This is a genomic window from Streptomyces sp. NBC_00885 (assembly GCF_045207475.1).
Lineage (GTDB): Bacteria > Actinomycetota > Actinomycetes > Streptomycetales > Streptomycetaceae > Streptomyces.
Window position 1 is genome coordinate 6,719,820 of sequence record NZ_CP108796.1, and the last position, 13,890, is coordinate 6,733,709.

11 protein-coding genes and 1 pseudogene are annotated in these 13,890 nt (G+C 72.4%); 2 read left to right on the forward strand and 10 right to left on the reverse strand.

Annotated elements, in window-relative coordinates:
• Positions 1-28 precede the first annotated feature (28 nt).
• Both ectB and ectA read right to left on the reverse strand, forming a co-directional pair.
• The gene (gene ectB, locus OHA61_RS30465) at positions 29-1,297 is read right to left on the reverse strand and encodes a diaminobutyrate--2-oxoglutarate transaminase (protein ID WP_324990167.1); all 1,269 of its coding nucleotides are present in this window, start codon (positions 1,295-1,297) and stop codon (positions 29-31) included.
• A 26-nt stretch (positions 1,298-1,323) separates the two neighbouring features.
• The gene (gene ectA / locus OHA61_RS30470; protein ID WP_324990165.1) at positions 1,324-1,860 is read right to left on the reverse strand and encodes a diaminobutyrate acetyltransferase; all 537 of its coding nucleotides are present in this window, start codon (positions 1,858-1,860) and stop codon (positions 1,324-1,326) included.
• A 396-nt stretch (positions 1,861-2,256) separates the two neighbouring features.
• Here ectA and OHA61_RS30475 point away from each other — a divergent pair, with 396 nt between their 5' ends.
• Entirely contained in the window at positions 2,257-3,342 is a 1,086-nt protein-coding gene (locus OHA61_RS30475) for an amidohydrolase family protein (RefSeq protein WP_406305723.1), read from the forward strand.
• A 443-nt stretch (positions 3,343-3,785) separates the two neighbouring features.
• Here the strand turns inward: OHA61_RS30475 and cobC are convergent, their stop codons facing one another.
• The 4 genes from cobC to cobM form a co-directional block, all read right to left on the reverse strand.
• Entirely contained in the window at positions 3,786-4,841 is a 1,056-nt protein-coding gene (gene cobC, locus OHA61_RS30480) for an Rv2231c family pyridoxal phosphate-dependent protein CobC (RefSeq protein ID WP_406305725.1), read from the reverse strand.
• A complete protein-coding gene (locus tag OHA61_RS30485; RefSeq protein WP_406305726.1) occupies positions 4,825-5,751 on the reverse strand; it encodes a sirohydrochlorin chelatase in 927 nt (308 codons plus the stop codon). The genes cobC and OHA61_RS30485 overlap by 17 nt, the downstream gene beginning before the upstream one ends.
• A 142-nt stretch (positions 5,752-5,893) precedes the next feature.
• Positions 5,894-7,579, reverse strand: a complete 1,686-nt coding sequence (gene cobJ, locus OHA61_RS30490; RefSeq protein WP_406305727.1) for a precorrin-3B C(17)-methyltransferase — start codon at positions 7,577-7,579, stop codon at positions 5,894-5,896.
• Entirely contained in the window at positions 7,576-8,397 is an 822-nt protein-coding gene (cobM, locus tag OHA61_RS30495) for a precorrin-4 C(11)-methyltransferase (RefSeq protein WP_406305728.1), read from the reverse strand. Before cobM ends, cobJ begins: the two co-directional genes overlap by 4 nt.
• Positions 8,398-8,481: 84 nt before the next feature.
• Here cobM and OHA61_RS30500 point away from each other — a divergent pair.
• Positions 8,482-9,148 (forward strand): annotated as a pseudogene (locus OHA61_RS30500) (ZIP family metal transporter).
• 5 nt (positions 9,149-9,153) lie between these two features.
• Here OHA61_RS30500 and cobI read toward each other — a convergent pair.
• Genes cobI through OHA61_RS30520 form a run of 4 tightly spaced genes read right to left on the reverse strand, consistent with a single transcriptional unit; the run spans position 9,154 to position 13,884 of the window.
• Positions 9,154-9,882 carry a precorrin-2 C(20)-methyltransferase gene (gene cobI / locus OHA61_RS30505; RefSeq protein WP_406305729.1) on the reverse strand — a complete coding sequence of 243 codons (729 nt, stop codon included), beginning with the start codon at positions 9,880-9,882 and terminating at the stop codon, positions 9,154-9,156.
• Positions 9,879-11,276 (reverse strand): cobyrinate a,c-diamide synthase, encoded by a 1,398-nt coding sequence (locus OHA61_RS30510; protein ID WP_406305730.1) that lies wholly within the window; start codon positions 11,274-11,276, stop codon positions 9,879-9,881. Before OHA61_RS30510 ends, cobI begins: the two co-directional genes overlap by 4 nt.
• Complete coding sequence (cobO, locus tag OHA61_RS30515) at positions 11,270-11,878, reverse strand: cob(I)yrinic acid a,c-diamide adenosyltransferase (RefSeq protein WP_406305731.1); 609 nt, start codon at positions 11,876-11,878, stop codon at positions 11,270-11,272. The genes OHA61_RS30510 and cobO overlap by 7 nt, the downstream gene beginning before the upstream one ends.
• Complete coding sequence (locus tag OHA61_RS30520) at positions 11,878-13,884, reverse strand: putative cobaltochelatase (RefSeq protein ID WP_406305732.1); 2,007 nt, start codon at positions 13,882-13,884, stop codon at positions 11,878-11,880. Before OHA61_RS30520 ends, cobO begins: the two co-directional genes overlap by 1 nt.
• Positions 13,885-13,890: the final 6 nt, after the last annotated feature.

Below are 13,890 nucleotides of genomic sequence, written 5' to 3' on the forward strand. Positions count from 1 at the left end.
TGAGTCGTTGCCTCTCTCGTACGGGGTGTCAGGCGGTCTCGCGCACGGACCGGGCCAGGATGCGAAGGCCCTCGTCGAGCTCATCGGGCGAGACCGTGAGCGCGGGCAGGAGTTTGACCACTTCGCCCTCCGGGCCCGAGGTCTCCAGCAGCAGTCCCAGCTCGAAGGCGCGGGCGCAGATCGCGGTGGCGCGCGACTTGTCCGCGAACTCCAGGCCCCACACCAGACCGCGGCCCCTGAAGCTCACCCCGTCCTCGGGGCTCTCGGCGAGGATGGCCAGCAGTGCCTGCTCGACCTGCTCGCCGCGGGCGAGGGTCTGCTTCTCCATCTGGCCGTCGGCCCAGTAGGTCTCCAGCGCGGCGGCCGCGGTGACGAATGCGGGGTTGTTGCCGCGGAAGGTGCCGTTGTGCTCGCCCGGCTCCCAGATGTCCAGCTCCGGCTTGAACAGGCAGAGGGCCATGGGCAGTCCGTAGCCGCTGATGGACTTCGACAGGGTGACGATGTCCGGCGTGATGCCCGCCTCCTCGAAGGAGAAGAAACCACCGGTGCGGCCGCAGCCCATCTGGATGTCGTCGACGATCAGGAGCATGTCCTGGCGGTGGCACAGCTCCTGGAGCGCGCGCAGCCACTCGGGCCGGGCGACATTGATGCCGCCCTCGCCCTGCACGGTCTCGACGATGACGGCGGCGGGCTTGTTGAGGCCGGAGCCCTGGTCCTCCAGCAGACGCTCGAACCAGAGGAAGTCCGGGACCTGGCCGTCGAAGTAGTTGTCGAAGGGCATGGGCGTGCCGTGCACCAGCGGGATGCCTGCGCCGGCCCGCTTGAAGGCGTTGCCGGTGACGGCGAGCGAGCCGAGCGACATGCCGTGGAAGGCGTTGGTGAAGGAGACGACGGACTCGCGTCCCTTCACCTTGCGGGCCAGCTTGAGCGCCGACTCGACGGCGTTGGTGCCGGTCGGGCCGGGGAACATGACCTTGTACGGCAGGTCGCGCGGCCGCAGGACCACGTTCTGGAACGACTCCAGGAAGGCGCGCTTGGCCGCCGTGGCCATGTCCAGGCCGTGGGTGATGCCGTCGCGCTCGATGTAGTCGATCAGCGCGCGTTTCAGCACCGGGTTGTTGTGGCCGTAGTTGAGTGATCCGGCGCCGGCGAAGAAGTCGAGGTAGGTGTGGCCGTCCTCGTCGTGGAGGTAGCTGCCCTGCGCACGGTCGAACACGGCGGGCCAGCCGCGGCAGTAGCTGCGCACCTCGGACTCCAGGGTCTCGAAGACACTCAGGGCGGGCGGGGTGATGGTCACAGCAAGTCTCCAGGTGTGGGGGGGTGTCAGGCGGAGAAGGGGCCGATGCGGTACAGGACTTCCGGCTGGTGCGTTCCCTCGGGAAACAGCCCGCCGTCGAAGAGGACTTCGCGGGCAAGGGGCGCGTCGTGGCGCTTCGCGTACGAGGTGAACAGCCGGTCGGACGCGGTGTTGTCGGGCGTGACGGTCGTCTCGACCTCCCGCACCCCGCGCCCTGCGGTCACTCTCGCGGTCAGCGCGTCGAGCAGCACACCGGCCAGTCCCCGGCCCCGGTGCGCGTGGTCGACGGCGACCTGCCAGACGACCAGAGCCTCGGGGCGGTCGGGGCGTACATAACCGGTGACGAAGGCGATGGGCTCGCCGTCGGCGCCGCGCGCCACCAGGGAGGTGGCCGCGAAGTCGCGACACCACAGCAGATAGCTGTACGAGGAGTTGAGGTCCAGGACCTCGGAATCGCGGGCGATGCGCCAGATCGCGGCTCCGTCCTCCACTCGTGGGGTGTCGATCTCCGTGAATTCGCTCTGGGGGTTGGCTCGTACAAGGTCTTCTTGTGCGGCGGTCATGTCGAGGAAATTTACCCAGCTAATTTCGAAAATGCATTGAGGTAAGGGGTTGGGTGAAGCGCTCGGCTGTGTTATCGCGCGGGCGCGGACACCGCGGTCGCCCGGTGGACTTTTCGGACGATTTGTTCGGCAAATAAGGGGCGAATCGGGTGGGCTTGTGGAGTCGGTCACATATCCGTAACCACCGTGAGACCCGTCCGAATTACGGCCTTCGACCCTGACGAAATCTTGGTGTTTAGTCTCGGGAAACGGGGGCAGACGAATACGGGAAGCTGCCCGTAATAAAGCAGCTTCCGGAATTTCGAATTAACGCCGACTTTGCTGTCCGGGGAAATGTCGTTCACCGCTGTCCCCACTGCCGGGCCACGCGGCGCGTGAGCCTCGTACAGTGCTCGTATGAGCGATCAGACGGTGCTGCATGTGAAGGGGCGGGTGCTCGTCGGACCCGAGGAGGTGAAGGACGAGCTCTGGGTGGTCGACGGCCGTATCTCGTACGAACGGCCGCGCGCCGAGGCCGTCACCGTGCGCGGCTGGGCGCTGCCCGGGCTGGTCGACGCGCACTGCCATGTCGGGCTCGACCACCATGGCGCAGTGGACGAGGCGACCAGCGAGAAACAGGCGCTCACCGACCGGGACGCGGGCACGCTGCTCATCCGCGACGCCGGATCCCCGGCCGACACCCGCTGGATCGACGACCGCGAGGACCTGCCGAAGATCATCCGGGCCGGCCGTCACATCGCACGCACCCGGCGCTACATCCGTAACTTCGCCCACGAGATCGAGCCGGACGACCTGGTCGCCTACGTCGCCCAGGAGGCCCGTCGCGGCGACGGCTGGGTCAAGCTCGTCGGCGACTGGATCGACCGGGACGCCGGCGATCTGACCGCCTGCTGGCCGCGGGAGGCCGTCGAGGCGGCGATCGCCGAGGCGCACCGGCTCGGCGCCCGGGTGACCGCGCACTGCTTCGCCGAGGACTCGCTGAGGGACCTCGTCGAGGCGGGCATCGACTGCATCGAGCACGCCACCGGGCTGACCGAGGACACGATCCCGCTGTTCGCCGAGCGGGGCGTCGCGATCGTGCCGACCCTCGTCAACATCGCCACGTTCCCGGCGCTCGCGGCGGGCGGCGAGTCCAGGTTCCCGAAGTGGTCCGCCCATATGCGGCGGCTGCACGAGAACCGTTACGACACCGTGCGCGCGGCCTACGACGCCGGCATCCCGGTCTTCGTCGGCACGGACGCGGGCGGCTCGCTGGCCCACGGTCTGGTCGCGGCGGAGGTTGCCGAACTGGTGAAGGCGGGCATCCCGCCGATCCAGGCGCTGTCGGCGACGACCTGGGGCGCGCGCGAGTGGCTGGGCCGCCCGGTGCTGGAGGAGGGCGCACCGGCGGACCTGGTGGTGTACGAGGAGGACCCGCGGGCGGATGTGAGGGTGCTGGCGGGGCCGCGGCGGGTGGTGCTGAACGGGAGGGTGATCGGCTGAGGGGGTCCGCCTGCGGCGGGGCTTGTTCCCCGACCCGCCCTCCCCCTACGGCCTGGCGGCCGTGGGAGGTACCCCCATCCCGAACTGGGGGCAGGCCCCCAGCCCCCCGACGGGGCTTCGCCCCGAACCCCGTGCGGGGGCTCCGCCCCCGGACCCCCGCGCCTCAAACGCCGGCGGGGCTGAGTTTCGCGTCCGAGACCACGCCTCAAACGCCGGCGAGGCTGGATGTGCCGCTCGGCCGCACATCCAGCCCGTCCGGCGATTGAGAACATGCGGCCGAAGGTCGCATACGGGGTCTGGGGCTTGCCCCAAGTTCGCGCCGCGAAGCGGGTGCGGGGGTTCGGGGGCGGAGCCCCCGCAAGGGGTCTGGGGCGGAGCCCCAGTTCGGGAAGGGCGGGGTGGGGAACAGGCCCGCCGCAGGCGCCCTCGCACCCCGCACCCCCCTACCCCCCCACCACCGTCAACGCCTGGTCCAGCGCCTGCAGGAAGCGGTTCGTCGTCGCCCGGTCGCGGACCGCCAGCCGCAGCCAGCCGGGGCCCAGGCCCGGGAACGTGTCGCCGCGGCGGGCCGCGAAGCCCAGGGCGCGCAGGCGTACGCGGACCTCGGCGCCGCGGCGGACGTGGGCCAGGACGAACGGGCCCTGAGCCGACGCCACCACCCGTACCTCGTCGAACTCCGCGAGCCCCGCCAGCAGATGCGCCCGCTCCGTCGCAAGCAACTGCGCCGCCTGCTCCGCCTCCTTGAGAGCGGCGGGCTCCATGCACGCCTCGGCCGCCGCCAGCGCGGGCGTCGACACCGGCCACAGCGGCTGCGCACGCTCCAGCGCTGCGATCGTGTCGGCATCCGCCAGCACGTACCCGATGCGCAAGCCCGCGAGCCCCCAGGTCTTGGTGAGGCTGCGCAGCACCACAAGCCCCGGGATGTCGGTCCGGCCCGCCAGCGCCTCGGGCTCGTCCGGCACCGCGTCCATGAAGGCCTCGTCCACCACCAGCAGCCGCCCGGGGCGGGCGAGTTCGGCGATGTCGTCGGCCGGGTGCAGTACGGACGTGGGGTTGGTGGGATTGCCGATGATCACCAGGTCCGCCGTCTCGGGCACGGCCGCCGGATCGAGCCGGAAGCCGTCCTCCTCGCGCAGCAGCAGCCGCGCCACCTCGTGCCCCGCGTCCCGCAGCGCCGCTTCCGGCTCCGTGAACTGCGGGTGCACGACCAACGGGTGACGTACCTTCAGGGCGCGCGCGAGCAGAACGAACGCCTCTGCCGCCCCCGCCGTCAGCAGCACCCGCTCCACCGGCAGCCCGTGGCGCCGCGCGACCGCCGCCCGTGCCGCCCGTCCGTCCGGATACGCGGCGAGTCCGGTCAGCGAGTCCGCGATGCGCGCGCGGAGCCAGTCCGGGGGAGTCCCGGTGCGGACATTGACCGCGAGGTCGATGAGACCGGCGTCCCGTACCTCCGCGTCACCGTGGTGGCGCAGGTCGTGTGCGTCAGTGTGCGTGTGCATGGCTGCCGTGTTGGTCGTGACGTGGGCCGTGGCCGTGGCCGTCGTCGGAGGGGTGGAAGTGCGGCCGCTGCGGAGCACCGACCTTGTCCTCGAAGCCCGGCATCGCGATCCGGTAGACGCACGAGTCGCAGTTCATCCGGATGTCGCCTTCGACGGCCTCGCGGTAGCGGTCGAGCACCAGGTCGAGCAACTCCTCGGTCGGGCCGATCACATCGGCCGAGACGACCTCCACGCCGGGGTGCGCCTCCGCCCAGCCCTGCGTCTGCTGACGCACCCGGTCCGGCAGAATCCCGGTGAACAGGAAGTACGGCAGCACCACGATCCGCCGGGCGCCCAGCTTCACGCACCGGTCCAGACCGCTGGGAACATCGGGCGCGGCGAGCGAGACGAACGCGGTCTCCACGCCCGCGTACCCGCGCCCCTCCCACAGCAGCCTGGCCGCCTTGTGCACCTCGGCGTTGGCGTCCGGATCGGTCGAACCGCGGCCCACCAGCAGCACCGTCACATCCGCGCGGTCCCCGGGCCTGCGGGTCGCGGAGCCCAGCGCCTCGTCCAGCCGCCGCTCCAGGACGCGCAGCAGCGAGGGGTGCGGGCCCAGCGGACGGCCGTAGGTGTACGAGATCTGGGGGTGGCGCTCCCGCTCGCGGGCCAGCGCGGCCGGGATGTCGCCCTTGGCATGCCCCGCGGACACCAGCATCAGCGGCACCGCGGCGAAGCGGGTCACTCCCCGCTCGACCAGTTCGGCGACGGCCTCGCCGAGGGGCGGCGGGGACAGCTCGATGAAGCCGCCCCCGACGGGGAGTTCGGGCCGGCGCCGCCCCAGCTCCCGTACGAAGTCACGGAAGGCCTCGGCCCCGGCTTCGTCACGGGTGCCGTGACCGGCGATGAGCAGTGCGGGCGGGGTGGTCACGCAATCTCCTTGGAATGGGGGTGGTACGGCAGAGCATTCCGCGTGGCGACGGTTGCGGCGAGGGTACGGCGGGGACCCGTCCTCGGAACATGCGATTTCATGGCGTGCGCGATCGTGACGTGCTTGGTCGTGACGTGCGTGATCATGACTGCCAGCGGTAGCCCCGCGGGGTCACCATGCGGCCCGCGACCTCTCGCGTCGCCGTGTTGCCGACCGTCACGACCGTCATCATGTCCACCGTCGCCGGATCCAGTCCCGCCAGTGTGGTGACGCGGCTGGATTCGTCCGGCCGGGACGCGTTGCGTACGACACCTGTGGGTGTGCCCGGATCGCGGTGCTCCGAGAGGATCGACAGCGCCTTGGGAAGCTGCCAGTCACGCCCGCGGCTACGGGGGTTGTAGAAGGTCACGACGATGTCCGCCTGTGCCGCAGCCCGCACCCGGCGCTCGATGACCTCCCACGGCGTGTGCAGATCCGAGAGGCTGATCGAGACATGGTCGTGCCCGAGCGGCGCGCCCAGGATCGCGGCGGCGGCCAGCGCCGCGGTCACCCCCGGCACGCCCACCACGTCGATGTCGCCGGACGCCTCGGCGAGCGCCGGTGAGGCCATCGCGTACACGCCCGCGTCACCGCTGCCGATCAGAGCGACCGCATGACCGGCGCGGGCCTCGGCGACGGCCGTACGGGCCCGCTCCTCCTCGGCGCCCAGGCCGGATTCGACGATCCGGGTGCCGGGCCTGAGCAGATCGCGGATCTGGTCGACGTACTGATCGAGCCCGACCAGGACGGAGGCGCGGCGCAGCTCCTGCGTGGCGCGCGGGGTGAGCAGATCGCGGGCGCCGGGACCGAGTCCGACCACGGCGAGGCGGCCACGCGGCGCCCGGCGCACCACGGCGCAGGTCGCCATCGCGGCCCGGCCCGCGGGGCTCGACTTCCGCTTCGCGACGAGGAGTTCACCGCCCTCCGCGAGCGCCGCGGCCTCGGCGACGGACGGGGTGCCCACGGCGGCGAGCGGCGCGCCGGACGGGTTCGGCACGGCGATCGACGCGAGCTTTTCGGGCGCGTACGTCACCAGTGGCACGCCAAGATGCTCCGCCGCCCCGACGATCCCCGGCTCCTGTGCCTTCGCGTCGACCGTCGTCAGCGCGGCGACACTACGCGCCGAGAGTCCCGCATCGCGCAGGGTCTCCTCGACCAGGCCGAGGACCTCGTCGAGGGGTGCGTCCTTGGAGGCCCCGACCCCGACGACGAGCGACGGCGGCCGCAACACGGCCTCCCGCGAGCCCGGTTCGACGACCCGGTCCGTCACCCGCAGAACCACCTCGCCGTCCCCGCCCACATGTCCCGGCAGCGGCGGCAGTGGCCACACCGCGTCGGCCCGCAGGGCCACCGGTTCGCCGTCCAGCACCGCCCGGGTCACCGACGCGACCGCGCCCTCCACCGGCCATCCCAGAGTGTCCAGACCGGGAACGTCGGCCGCGTCCGTCGCCGTCGTCACCACCGGGGCGCAGCCGAGAACATCCGCGACCTGCGCCGCCAGCTCGTTCGCGCCGCCGCCGTGGCCACCGAGCAGGGACACGGCGTACCGCTGCCCCTCGTCCACGCACACCACGCCGGGGTCGGCGGACTTGCCCGCGAGCAGCGGGGCGATCAGCCGCACGACCGCGCCCGTGGCAAGGAAACACACCAGCTGATCGCACTCGGCGAACGCCACCTCCACCGACCGGCCCACCGGACCCTCGTACACCCGGGTGCGTCCGGGCCAGGCAGCGGCCAGCCGGTCGCGGGCGGCGGCACCCGCCGCCGTCGCGGAGATCAGGCCGATCACTGAGCCGCTCCCTGTGCGCGAAGTGCCTTGCGGGCGGCCGGATCCGCCTTCCGGAAACCATGGAAGTGACCCGGGTGGTAGAGATGCGAACGCGTCCCCGCGGCCGCCAGCGCGGGCCCGACCAGGAACAGGGTGTGCTTCCAGAGCTTGTGCTCCTTGACGGTCTCCTCCAGCGTGCCGATCGTGCAGCGCAGGATCAGCTCCTCGGGCCACGTCGCCTGATACGCGACGACCACCGGCGTACTCGTCGGATAGCCGCCCTCCAGCAGCTCCTGCGTCAACTGGCCGGATCTCGCCGCCGACAGGAACAGCGCCATCGTCGTGCCGTGCCGCGCGAACTCGCGTACCTCCTCGCCCGGCGGCATCGGCGTCTTGCCGCCGCCGAGCCGGGTCAGGACCACCGACTGCGCGACCTCCGGGATCGTCAGCTCGCGCTGCGCGATCGCGGCGACCGCCGAGAACGACGAGACACCGGGCACGATCTCGACCGCGAGACCCAGCTCCACGCAGCGGTCGAGCTGCTCCTGCGTACCGCCCCACAGCGCCGGGTCGCCGGAGTGGATACGGGCGACCCTCAAGTCCCCCTCGTACGCCCGCTCGTACACCGCGACGACGTCCTCCAGCGACATCGCCGCCGAGTCGAGGATCTCGACCCCCTCGCGCGCGTGGTCGAGGACGTCCGCCTGCACCAGGCTCGCCGCCCAGATGACGATGTCGGCGTCGGCGATGGCGCGCGCGGCCCGGAACGTCAGCAGATCGGCGGCGCCCGGGCCGGCGCCGACGAAGGTCACCTTCCCGCGGGTGTCGGCTTCGGCCATGAGCGGCTGTCCTCTCGTGTCATTCGGGTGGATCCGGTGGTCCTTGATGTGCCAGGGAGCAGGTCAATCCGCTAGCAAGGGCGCATGGCGGTGTTCGTCGCGCTCGGCGCGTTCCTCATGACGCTGTTCGGCGGCTGGACGGCCGGACGCGTGACCGACCGCCGCCATCTTGTGCTCGGCCTGGCGGGCGGGCTGATGCTCGGCGTGGTCGGCCTCGACCTGCTGCCGGAGGCGCTGGAGGCGGCCGGGAACGAGGTGTTCGGGGTGCCGCAGGCGCTGCTGCTGTTCGTCGGCGGCTTCCTCGCGGCGCACCTGGTGGAACGGCTGCTGGCGGTGCGCCGGGCGGCACACGGCATCGACGACAGAGCGCCGCAGGTGGGCCTGACGGCGGCAGCGGCGATGGTCGGCCACAGCCTGATGGACGGCATCGCGATGGGCGCGGCCTTCCAGGTGGGCGGTGGCATGGGGGCGCACGATCACCAGCCTGTACGGGAACACCCGCAAAAAGGCGCTCGCGATGCTCGTCGCCGACGCGCTCGCCCCCGTCGCGGGCGCCGCCTCCACACTGCTCTTCACGCTTCCGCAGGAACTCCTCGGCAGCTACCTGGGGTTCTTCGGCGGCGCTCTGCTCTACCTCGCCGCGGCCGAAATCCTGCCCGAGGCGCACCACGCCCACCCCGCGCGCTCCACCCTGCTGTGCACGGCCGGGGGAGTCGGCTTCGTCTGGCTGGTGGTCGGCCTGTCCGAGTGACGGGTTCACAGCTTGCCCCCACGGCCGCCGTCCCGCGGCGCCGGCGCGATCAGCGTCGACAGATACGGCAAGGGGCCCTCGGCAAGCTCGGCGGCGGGCCGGATCGACTCCTCCGGCAGCCCGAGCGCCGAGCCCCACACCGCGCCCTCGGTACGTCCCGTCTCCCGCAGGGCGGTCGCCACCTCGGCGGCCAGCCGCCCGAACTTGTACGCCACCACCGTCCCGGGCCCCTCCAGGGCACCCTTCAGAACGGCCGCGCCGGCCGTCACCGGCACCAGGGTCAGCGGCTCGGTGCCCTCGGTCAGGACCGCGCCGCTGCGGGCCGCCAGATCCTGCATCGCGGTGATGCCGGGCACGGTCCGAACGGCCGTCCCCGGGACCAGTTCGCCGATCGTTTGCGCGAGATAGGTGAACGTGGAGTACACGTTCGGGTCGCCGATCGTCGCGAAGGAGACGACGTCATGAGCGCGCAGGAGTTCGGCGACGCGCTCGCCTGCGGCGTCCCAGGCGGCCTCACGACGGGCCCGGTCGGTGCGCTCGTTGAGCGCGAAGACGACCCGCACGACCTTCTCGGCGCCGACGTAGTGCAGGACGGTCGCCTCGGCGCGGCCCCGCTCCAGCGTGTCCATCACCGGTACGACGACGACATCGGCCTCCTGAAGCGCGCGCACGCCCTTCACGGTCACCAACTCCGGGTCGCCCGGCCCCACTCCGACCCCGATCAGCCTGCTCATCGCGCACACCCCTCAACGAATCGGCGGGCGACACCGGGCGCGGAGGCCCAGTGCGTATGCAGATAGCTCGCATGCACGCCCCGCTGGACGAACCCCTCGACGCGGCGCTCAGGCCGGTGCATGCCCCAGGCGGGGTCGGGTCCCGCGGCGGGCTCGATGACGGTCCGGTGGAACTCGTGCCCGCGCATCCGTGTCCCGGCCGCGGCGAGGACGCTGTCGCTGACGGCGACGGCCTCGCGGTAGCCGAGGGTCAGCCGCTCACTCATCCGCGCCTCGGCGTCCAGCACGCCGCACATCGGCTGCCCGTCCAGCGAGCGGGCGAGATACAGCAGCCCGGCACACTCGGCGGCGAGGGGCGCGCCGGAGTACGCGAGGTCGGCGACCGCTTTGCGGAGGGGTTCGTTGGCGGACAGTTCGGGGGCGTACACCTCGGGGAATCCACCGCCGATGACGAGTCCGGCGGTGTTGGTGGGCAGCTGCTCGTCCCGCAGGGGGTCGAAGGGGACGACGTCGGCGCCGGCGGCGGTGAGGAGTTCGGCGTGCTCGGTGTACGAGAACGTGAAGGCGGGCCCGGCGGCGACGGCGACGACGGGCCGCCTGCTTTTCAGCCCCTCCGGCGTTTGAGAAGCGGGGAGGGTGGGGGTCCCCCCGGACGGAGTCCGGGGGACGGCGGCACCCGCGTCCCACGCCGCCGCACCCAGCCGCGGAGCCGACCGCGCCAACCCCAGCAACCCCTCCAAGTCGCAGCCACGCCGAACCTGTTCGGCCATCGCGGCAACCGCGTCCACCGCCTCCGCCCGCCGCTCGGCCACCGGCACAAGACCGAGGTGCCGCGACGGCGAGGCAACCTGAGTCACCCGCCGCAGCACCCCCAGCACCGGTACCCCCGACTCCTCCAGCGCATCCCGCAGCAGCTCCTCGTGCCGGTCCGACGCGACCTTGTTGAGGATCACGCCACCGATCCGCACCTGCGGGTCCCACGACGCGAAACCGTGCACCAGCGCCGCCACCGACCGCGACTGCGAGGACGCGTCGACCACCAGCACCACCGGTGCCCGCAGCAGCTTCGCCACCTGGGCCGTGGAGGCCAGTTCACCCGCGCCCGCCGCGCCGTCGTAGAGCCCCATCACGCCCTCGACGACGGCCACGTCGCACCCCGCGGCGCCGTGCGCGAACAGCGGTTCCATCAGTTCCGTACCGCACATGTACGCGTCGAGATTGCGTCCCGGGCGTCCCGTCGCGAGCGAGTGGTAGCCCGGGTCTATGTAGTCCGGGCCGACCTTGTGCGGGGACACGGTCAGGCCCGCCGCGACGAAGGCCGCCATCAGGCCCGTCGCGACGGTGGTCTTGCCGCTGCCCGACGACGGCGCGGCGATGACGAGACGTGCTACCACTCGATGCCCCGCTGCCCCTTCTGACCCGCGTCCATCGGGTGCTTGACCTTGGACATGTCGGTGACGAGGTCGGCGAAGTCGAGGAGTTCGGCGGGCGCGTTGCGGCCGGTGATCACGACATGCTGGGTGCCGGCGCGGTCGCGCAGCACCTCGATCACCTCGGCGGGGTCCACCCAGCCCCAGTGCATCGGATACGCGAACTCGTCCAGGACGTAGAACTTGTACGACTCGGCGGCCAGGTCGCGCTTGACCTGTTCCCAGCCCTCGCGCGCCTTCTCCTCGTTCGACAGCTCGCCGTCCGCGGGGGCGCGCTGGATCCAGGACCAGCCCTCGCCCATCTTGTGCCAGTCGACCTTGCCGCCCTCGCCGCTCGCGCCGAGGACCTTCAGGGCGTTCTCCTCGCCGACCTTCCACTTCGCGGACTTGACGAACTGGAACACCCCGACCGGCCAGCCCTGGTTCCAGGCGCGCAGCGCCATCCCGAAGGCGGCCGTCGACTTCCCCTTGCCGACGCCGGTGTGCACCATCACCAGCGGCCGGTTGCGGCGCTGGCGGGTGGTGAGCCCGTCCTGGGGAACGACGGTCGGCTGTCCCTGCGGCATTAAGCGGCCCTCCTGGTTGCGGTGACGTCCCTGACGAGTCCGGCGATGCTGTCGGCGCGCAGCTCGTCCAGGGTGACGGCGGTGCCGCCGAGATCACGGGCGAGTTCCCCGGCGAGCCCGAGGCGCACCGGCCCCGACTCGCAGTCCACGACGACGGAGGCCGTGCCCTCGGCGGCGTGCAGCCGCGCGGACCGCGAGGCGAGCGCCACCGGATCGACGCCGCCCGTCGCGCGGCCGTCCGTGACCACGACGAGCAGCGGCCGGCGCGCCGGATCGCGCAGACGCTCCACGCGCAGGACGTCGTGCGCCCGCAGCAGCCCGGCCGCCAGCGGCGTCCGGCCACCCGTGGGCAGCAGTTCGAGCCGGGCCGCGGCCGCGTCCACCGACGAGGTCGGCGGCAGCGCCACCTCCGCGTCCTTGCCGCGGAAGGTGATCAGCCCGACCTTGTCGCGCCGCTGATACGCGTCGAGCAGCAGCGACAGCACCGCGCCCTTGACCGCGCTCATCCGCTGCCGCGCCGCCATCGAACCCGAGGCGTCCACCAGGAACAGCACGAGGTTCCCCTCACGCCCCTCCCGGGTGGCCTGCCGCAGGTCGTCACGCCGGACCACCAGACCGCGGCCGCTGCGCCCGCGCGCCCGCTGGTGCGGGGCGGCCGCCTGCACGGTCGCCGCCAAGTGCAGCTTGGTGAGCGCCCCTCGGGGCCGCCGGGCTCCCGTCGTCCGCCCGTGCTCGGTCCGCGCCCGGGACCTGCGTCCCGCCGCGCCCTCGCCGAGCCCGGGCACGCTGAGCACCTTCGTACGGAACGGCTCCGTGGCTCGTACGGCCTGCTGCTCACCGCTGCCCGCGGCCTGCGGCTGATTCCCCTCGGCCTCCTGCGCCTCGGCGGGAGTGTCACCCTGGCCCGCGTCGCCCTGCGGCGGTGTGCCGGGACCGTCCTGCGGCGGCTGCCCGCCACCCCCGCCCGGCCCGTCCGGATCGGTGTCGGGATCGTCGTCGCCGAACTCCTCCAGCGTCTCGTCGAGCTTGTCCTCGTCGAGACCGGGCGCGTCGAAGGGATTGCGCCGCCGCCGGTGGGGGAGGGCCAGCAGCGCGGCCTGGCGCACGTCCTCGGCCAGTACGTCGCTCCGCCCCGCCCACGCGGCCAGCGCCGTGGCTGTGCGCGCCATCACGATGTCCGCGCGCATGCCGTCGACCTCGAAGGCCGCGCAGGTCGCGGCGATCTGCCGCAGCGCTCCGTCGCCGAGCCGCACCTCGGGCAGCAGCGCCCGCGCGGCCACGATCCGCGCCCGCAGTGCCGTCTCGTCGTCCGCCCAGCGCCCGGCGAAGCCGCCGGGATCGTCGTCGTACGCGAGGCGGCGGCGCACCACCTCGACCCGCTGGTCGGGCTCGCGGGAGGCCGCGACCTCGACGGTGAGCCCGAACCGGTCCAGCAACTGCGGCCGCAGTTCGCCCTCTTCGGGGTTCATCGTCCCGACCAGCAGGAACCGAGCCGCATGCCGTACCGAAACGCCTTCACGCTCGACGTACGAGGCGCCCATGGCGGCCGCGTCGAGCAGCAGGTCCACCAAGTGGTCGTGGAGCAGGTTCACTTCGTCGACGTAGAGGATCCCGCGGTGCGCGTCGGCGAGCAGCCCCGGCTCGAAGGCCTTCACGCCCTCGGCGAGCGCCCGCTCGATGTCGAGCGCGCCGACGAGCCGGTCCTCGGAGGCCCCGACGGGCAGCTCGACCATCCGCGCGGGGCGCGCCACGGCGCCGCCCGCCTCGTGAGGCCCGTCGGGACACGCCGGGTCGGGGGAGGCGGGGTCGCAGGAGAACCGGCATCCGGGGACGACGGGGACCTGCGGTATCAGCGCGGAAAGGGCGCGTACGGCGGTCGACTTGGCGGTCCCCTTCTCACCGCGCACGAGCACACCGCCGACGGCCGGCGAGACGGCGTTCAGCAACAGCGCGAGCCGCAGGTCGTCCTGCCCGACGATGGCGGTGAAGGGGTAGGGGGTGCTCATGCGGTG

What these genes read in the sequence shown, in the direction of transcription:
- ectA (WP_324990165.1), bottom strand. Translation starts at nt 1,860, where the DNA reads ATGACCGCCGCACAAGAAGACCTTGTACGAGCCAACCCCCAGAGCGAA.
- OHA61_RS30475 (WP_406305723.1), top strand. Translation starts at nt 2,257, where the DNA reads ATGAGCGATCAGACGGTGCTGCATGTGAAGGGGCGGGTGCTCGTCGGA.
- cobC (WP_406305725.1), bottom strand. Translation starts at nt 4,841, where the DNA reads ATGCACACGCACACTGACGCACACGACCTGCGCCACCACGGTGACGCG.
- cobM (WP_406305728.1), bottom strand. Translation starts at nt 8,397, where the DNA reads ATGGCCGAAGCCGACACCCGCGGGAAGGTGACCTTCGTCGGCGCCGGC.
- cobI (WP_406305729.1), bottom strand. Translation starts at nt 9,882, where the DNA reads ATGAGCAGGCTGATCGGGGTCGGAGTGGGGCCGGGCGACCCGGAGTTG.
- cobO (WP_406305731.1), bottom strand. Translation starts at nt 11,878, where the DNA reads ATGCCGCAGGGACAGCCGACCGTCGTTCCCCAGGACGGGCTCACCACC.
- OHA61_RS30520 (WP_406305732.1), bottom strand. Translation starts at nt 13,884, where the DNA reads ATGAGCACCCCCTACCCCTTCACCGCCATCGTCGGGCAGGACGACCTG.